A 5,051-nucleotide genomic window follows, 5' to 3' on the forward strand; every position below is an offset into this window, starting at 1 on the left:
GGCCGCGCGGGCCCGCCGCGCGGAACGGGCCCACGACGCGCAGGCCCAGCACACCCCGTCGGCGTTCACCCAGTCGGTGACGGCGCCGGCCGCTGCCGGCGGCCCGGCCGCCGGTGGCCCCGTCCGGGCGCGGAGCTCCTGGTGGGCGGCGGCGGCCGGGACGATCGCACTGGCTGTGCTGGCCGCCGACGGGATCATCGCCACCGCGTACCCCGCCGGCTGGCTGCGTAACGGGGGCCCGGCCGTCGCCGCCGGCGCCGGCGCGCTGCTGCTGGCCAGCGTGGACCGCCCGCCGGCACCTGCCCGTCACAACCCGTTGCAGTGGCTGCTCGGCCGGGGCCTGCCGGTGGAGCTGGGCGGGCTGGGCTACCCGCTTCTGCTCCTGCACCTGCCGCTGTTCTGGGTGCTGGCGACCGCGTTCCCGCGGGTCCGCCCGCATGCCCTGCTGGTGGTCGGCGGGGGGCTGGCCGCGCTCCTCGGGCTGCTGCTGCAGGACGCGCTGGTCGGCCGGCTGCGCCTGCGCCGGTGGCCGCTGCGCTGGACCGCCCCGGTGCTGGCGGTGGCCTACACCGCCGTCGCGGTCGGTGGGGCATGGCTGCCCGGCCTGGTCGAGCAGCGGTCACGGGCGGGCAGGCAGCCGGTGGTCCTGGTGCTGGGCGGGTCGTTCGCCGGTGATCTGGCCGCGGCGGCCGGCCGGCGCGGCTCCGGCCGCTACCCGGTGGTGGACGGCTCGCTGCCCGGCTGCGGGCTGTTCCCGGCACCACCGCCGGCGACGCCGCGGGCCCACGTCAGCGCCGACGCCCAGCTGCCGGCATCGGCGCGGGCACCGGCGGTGCCGGCACGCGACTGCGCGCACTGGGACCGGTACTGGCGCTCCCAGATCGCCGCCAGCCGGCCCGGCGTCCTGCTGGTCGACCTGAGTGGGGACGCGGCGGCGCGGCTGGTGGGCAGCGCGGTCGTCTCCCCCTGCGACGTCGGCTACCGGCAGGTCTACCGGGAGCGGCTGGCCGCGGCCGCGCGCCTGTGGGAGCAGGAGGCTCCCGGCCGGCCGGTGCTGCTGGCCAACAGCCGCCGTGTCACCGGGGACACCGACCCGATGTCCAGCCGCTGCTACAACGCGCTGATCGCCGAGGCCGCCGGCCGGTACCCGCAGGTCCTGCCGCTCGACATCGACGCGGCGCTGTGCCAGGAGGACCGCTGCTGGACCCGTACCGCCTCCGGCGGCCCGTTCTACATCGACGCCGTCCACCTGAGCACCGCTGGCATGCACCAGCTCGCCCCGTGGCTGGAGACAACGATCAGCCGGGCGGCGCTGCCGGCCCCCACCAGCGTCGCCGGAGGCACGGCCCCGGTGCGCGCGGGCCGTTGACCAGGCACGACGACGACCACGCCCCCATGGACGACGACCACATCCAGGGAACGGACGGCTGCCACGCCCGGAGGAGCCATCACGGTCGGGGGCGATGTCGAGGGCGGAGGAGAAGAATCGTTCCAACGACGACCATCCGGGGAACGATCACCTGGACGACCGCCCGGGGCACGGCGTCCGGCGGCACGGTACTCAGTGGCACGCCGCCCCGCGATGCGGGGCGTAAAGGCACGCCGCCCCGCGATGCGGGGCGTAAAGGCACGTTGACGGCTGTGACGAACAGGTGGAGGCGGACGTGACGGGCACGAACAGCTCTTTCGAGAGCATGCGTGACGCCCTGACGCCGCGGGACCCGCGCACGATCGGCCCCTACCGCATCCTCGGCGTACTCGGCGGCGGCGGGATGGGCCGGGTGTACCTGGGCCAGTCACGCTCGGGGCTGCTGGTCGCGGTCAAGACGGTGCGGGCCGACATGGTGGAGGAGCCCGGCTTCCGGGAGCGTTTCGCCCGGGAGGCCGCCGCGGCCCGGCAGGTCAGCGGCGTGTACACGGCGTCACTGGTGGACGCCGACGCCGACGCCGCGATGCCGTGGCTGGCCATCGCCTACGTGCCCGCGCCGTCGCTGTCCTGGCTGGTCCGCCGGGCCGGCCCGCTGCCGGTCGACGCGGTGCTGTGGCTGGCGGCCGGGATCGCCGAGGCGCTGGAGTCCATCCACCGGGTGGGCCTGATCCACCGGGACCTCAAGCCGTCGAACGTGCTGGTGACCCGGGAGAACCCGAAGGTGATCGACTTCGGGCTGGTCCGGTCGTCGGTCGGCAGCGCGCAGCTCACCCAGGCTGTGATCGGGACGCCGCACTACATGTCCCCGGAGCAGGCCATGGACACCGCGTCGGTGACCCCGGCCACCGACGTGTACTCCCTCGGCGCCACCCTGCTGTACGCGGCGACCGGCCGCACCGCCTACCACGGCGACACACCGGTCAACGTGCTGGCCCAGCTGCTCTCCCGGCCACCGGACCTCTCCGCCCTCCCACCGGCGCTCACCGACCTGATCCGCCGCTGCATGCAGCGTGACCCGGCACGCCGGCCCACCCCGAACCGCCTGCTGGAGGAGATCGACAGACGCTGGCAGCAGGCGACCGGCTTCGGCGCGCAGCACTGGCTGCCACCCGCCGTCTACGACCTGGTGGACGCCTACGAGCGAGGGCACCGCCCGGACGCCCGGGACAGGCCCGCCGGCTCCTCCGGTCCGTCCGGCTCCTCCGGTCCGTCCGGCCCCGGCGGACAGCCAGCCGTCTCTGGCGGACAGCCATCTGCTCTCGACAGAAAGCCACCCCTTCCTGGTGGACGGTCACCCGGAGTACAAGCGGGAGCGGGACAGGCCCGGATGGGACAGGGCGAGACGGACCAGGCTCGGGACCGCCGGATACCGGCGGACGCGGCCGACCGGGACAGCGCGGCCCTGACCAGGACGCCGCCGGGGTCACCGGCGCGGCCCGGGCCGCCGCCCACCTCCCGGGAGCCGATCTCCAGCCCGCCGGGGCGGCACTCCCCCCCGCTCTCGCCGACACCGCCGTTACCGTGGGAGCCGTCCTCATCGGACGGCCGCGCCGGCCGGGCAGGTACCAGCGCCGGCCAGGAACACACAGGTCGCACCGGCTATGGATACGCGGGCCGTAGCGACTACGAACACGCGGATCGCACCGACCGTGGGTACACGGGTCGTACCGGCCACGCGGACCGGGAGCACACCGGTGACCGGCCTGCGCCCGCGCCTGTGCCTGCGCCTGTGCCTGCGCGGCCGCACCGGCGGGCCCTGCTGCGGGCGGGTGGCGCCATCGCCGTGGCCGCGGCGGCCGGGGCGGGCACGTGGGGGGCGGTGCGCCTGCTCGGTTCCGATGGCGCCGATGGCGCCGCCGGCCCACGGCCGTGGGTCTTCACCACCGGTGACGAGGTGTACTCCTCCCCCGCGGTCGAGGCGAGTGTGGTCTACATCGGCAGCAACGACCACCACCTGTACGCCATCGACGCGGTCACCGGCCGTGAACGCTGGCGGTACGCCACCGACGGGGCGGTCACGTCGTCCCCGGCGGTCGCCGGCGACACGGTCTACGTCGGCTGCAACGACGCCTACCTGCACGCGGTGGATGTCACGGACGGGCAGCCGCGTTGGCGCTTCCGCGCCGGGGCGGTGATGCACTCCTCTCCGACCGTGGTCGACGGGGTGGTCTATATCGGCTGCCGTGACCGCAACCTGTACGCGGTCCACACGGCCACGGGCCGCGAATTCTGGCGCTTCACCGGCGATGACTGGTTCAATTCGTCACCAACAGTAGTCAGCGGTGGGGTATATGTCGGCTGCCGCGACCGCAACATCTACGCGCTGGACGCGGCCACCGGCCGGAAACGCTGGCAGCGCACCACCGGCAGCAGCGTCGACTCCTCCCCCACCGTCTCCGGCGGCATGCTGTGGATCGGCGCCGACGACCACAACGTCTACGCGCTGAAGACCTCGGACGGCACCCCGACCTGGCAGTTCACCGCGGACAACGGCGTGGTCTCCACGCCCACGCTGGTGGACAAGGTGCTGTACGTGGGCAGCGACGACGGCAACCTGTACGCGCTGGACGCGGACACCGGCCGGACCCGCTGGCGGTTCCACACCGGCAACGGCATCCGTTCCTCGCCCACCGTGTCCGGCGATCTGGTCTACGTGGGCAGCCGGGACCGCTATGTGTACGCGGTGGACATCGTCACCGGCGAGCAACGATGGAAGTTCGCCACCCGGGCCCCGGTGGACGACTCCTCACCCGTGGTGGAGAACGGCCTGCTCTACGTCGGCAGCCTGGACCACAACGTCTACGCGCTGGACGCGGCCACCGGCGCCGGCCCGTGACCACGGATCCCGGTCGTGAAATTCCGGTCACGAGATCGTCCCCGACAACCCGGACACAGCGGGAACGAACGGGGTACCGTCAAGATAGTTGAACGCTCAACGGCATGCCGCCCGCACGGTGCCATCCGCACGGCGGCGTCCGGCCGAGCGCCCGACCGCAGACAGTGCCCGACCGTGCCAGGCGCTACCGGACAGCGCCCGGGCGCCGAACGGCCCGAGGAGGAGATCATGGGCATCCACCGCCTCAACCACGTCGTCCTCTATGTCCGTGACGTCGCGCGTACCACCGCCTTCTACACCGACGTCCTGGACTTCCGGGTGACGATGACGATCCCCGGCCGGGCCGCCTTCCTGCAGGCGCCGGACTCCACCAACGACCACGACATCGGCCTGTTCGAGCTCGGCGCGGCCGCCGGCAGCTCGCCGGCCGGCCGGTCGGCCGTGGGCATGTACCACATCGCCTGGGAGGTCGGTACCCTTACCGACCTGGAGGACGCGGCCCGCCGGCTCGTCGCGGCGGGGGCGCTGGTCGGCTCGTCCGACCACGGCACCACCAAGAGCCTGTACGCCCACGACCCCGACGGCCTGGAGTTCGAGGTCGTCTGGGTGGTCCCCGCGCACCTGCTCGACGACGCCGCGGCCGTCGCGAACCGCGCCGGTACCCGGCCGCTGGACATCGCCAGGGAGAAGGCGCGCTACGGCGCGGGCACCCGCGGCGGCCTCGGGATCTCCGTCCCGCTCGGCGTCACGGTCTGACGCGAGGCTCGGACGCGGCGGGCCCGGGCC

The 5,051-nt window shown here is 74.1% G+C and carries 3 protein-coding genes; all 3 read left to right on the plus strand.

Annotated elements, in window-relative coordinates; translation table 11 throughout:
- The coding region (locus tag NBW84_RS20350; protein ID WP_250286471.1) for an SGNH hydrolase domain-containing protein at nt 1–1,369 on the plus strand (1,369 nt) is incomplete at its 5' end.
- 295 nt (nt 1,370–1,664) lie between these two features.
- Nucleotides 1,665–4,265 (plus strand): outer membrane protein assembly factor BamB family protein, encoded by a 2,601-nt coding sequence (locus NBW84_RS20355; protein ID WP_250286472.1) that lies wholly within the window; start codon nt 1,665–1,667, stop codon nt 4,263–4,265.
- Nucleotides 4,266–4,493: 228 nt separating this feature from the next.
- Nucleotides 4,494–5,021 (plus strand): VOC family protein, encoded by a 528-nt coding sequence (locus NBW84_RS20360; RefSeq protein ID WP_250286473.1) that lies wholly within the window; start codon nt 4,494–4,496, stop codon nt 5,019–5,021.
- Nucleotides 5,022–5,051 lie beyond the last annotated feature (30 nt).

It is taken from the genome of Protofrankia sp. CiP1_Cm_nod2, from assembly GCF_920664355.1.
Classification (GTDB): Bacteria; Actinomycetota; Actinomycetes; order Frankiales; family Frankiaceae; genus Protofrankia.

Coding starts and splice junctions, on each gene's coding strand:
- NBW84_RS20360 (WP_250286473.1), top strand. CDS start 4,494: ATGGGCATCCACCGCCTCAACCACGTCGTCCTCTATGTCCGTGACGTC.